Origin of the sequence: Olsenella sp. SW781 (assembly GCF_012027725.1) — a bacterium.
Lineage (GTDB): Bacteria > Actinomycetota > Coriobacteriia > Coriobacteriales > Atopobiaceae > Thermophilibacter.
In genome coordinates this window covers 1-1,413 of sequence record NZ_SJOU01000032.1, presented here as the reverse complement: position 1 = coordinate 1,413, position 1,413 = coordinate 1, and the positions used below count along the sequence as shown (strand labels likewise).

Below are 1,413 nucleotides of genomic sequence, written 5' to 3'. Positions count from 1 at the left end.
GATCGCGTGCCAAACGTTGGTGTCAGAGCACCCCTGAAAAGGGGTGTGGCCACCGCCTAGAATCTTCAGTTACCACGCTGACAGAGACTTGGGAGATGACCACATGGACACTTTACAGCAGGGTGCGGCGCCGATGGCGCTGGCCGACATGCCGATGACCGCCGACGGCACGATCGACTTCAGGCGGCTCGCCGTCGGGCTCGTGGAGGGCTGCGTCAACGCCGCGATGGAGATGGCGGTCGAGGAGGTCGCCGGCGAGCAGGGCGTGCGCCGCAACGGCTACCGCGAGCGCCGCCTGATGACGGTGATCGGCGAGATCACCCTCAGGATCCCGAGGCTGCGCGAGGGCAGCTACTTCCCCGAGGAGGTCCTGCGGCCCTACTCGCGCACCGACCGGGCGATGGTGGGCGCGATAGCCGAGATCTACAGGCTGGGGCTCTCCACCCGCAAGATCGAGCGGGCCGCCGCCGACCTCGAGTTCGGGCGGCTCAGCCCCTCGGCGGTCTCGAGGATGTGCGCGACGCTCGACGACGACGTGGCGTCCGTGCGCGAGGCCGAGTTCTCGCAGCGCTTCCCGTACCTGTGGCTCGACGCGACCTACGTGAGCTGCCGCGAGGGCGGGCGGGTCGAGGGCAGGGCCGTGGTCACGGCGATCGCCGCCGGCGAGGACGGCTCCAGGCGCTACGTCGGGCTGGACTACGTCGACGTGGAGTCCCACGAGTCGTGGAGGGAGTTCCTGCGGGGCCTCAGGCGCCGGGGCGTCTCGGGCGTCGCCCTCGTGGTCTCGGACGCCCACGCCGGCCTCAGGCGGGCGGTGCGGGAGGTCTTCCCCGGGTCCTGCTGGCAGCGCTGCGTGGCGCACCTGATGCGCGACGTCGCCGGGCGCTTCCGCAGGCGCGACGACCGCGGGCGCGCCCTCGCGGCGCTCTCGGCCGTCTTCCGCGAGCGCGACCCGGCGCTGGTGAGGGCCGCCTACGACCGGGCCGTCGAGGAGATCGGCCGGCTCGAGCCCAGGGCGGCGGAGCTGCTCGAGGACGCCCGCGAGGACGCGCTGGCCTACCTCGCCTTCCCCGCCGAGCACAGGCTCAGGATCCGCACCAACAACGTGCAGGAGCGCGCCAACCGCGAGATAAAGCGCAGGACCGACGCGGTGCAGGTCTTCCCCTCGTCGCGCTCGCTGGTGCGCCTGGTGGGGGCCGCGCTGGCCGACCAGAACGACGAGTGGGCGGCCGGTCACTTCATGGACGCCGCCGGGATGCGCGACCTGGGGCGCGACGCGGAGTCCCCCGCGCCCACCGAGGAGACGCTGCGCAGGGCGGAGGTGATAGTGCTGGAGGCGATGCGCGCGGCGGCCTAGGCGCTACAATCGGGCCGAAACGGGCGTGGCCCGACACCAACATTCGGCACACAACC

1 protein-coding gene is annotated in these 1,413 nt (G+C 72.0%); it reads left to right on the top strand.

Annotated features, from left to right (window positions below):
* The first annotated feature begins 103 nt into the window (after positions 1-103).
* Positions 104-1,357, top strand: a complete 1,254-nt coding sequence (locus E0L17_RS10855) for an IS256 family transposase (RefSeq protein WP_167931235.1) — start codon at positions 104-106, stop codon at positions 1,355-1,357.
* The last annotated feature ends 56 nt before the right edge of the window (positions 1,358-1,413 follow it).

Excerpts from the sequence above, each read along its gene's own strand:
- E0L17_RS10855 (WP_167931235.1), top strand. The coding sequence starts at position 104 with ATGGACACTTTACAGCAGGGTGCGGCGCCGATGGCGCTGGCCGACATG.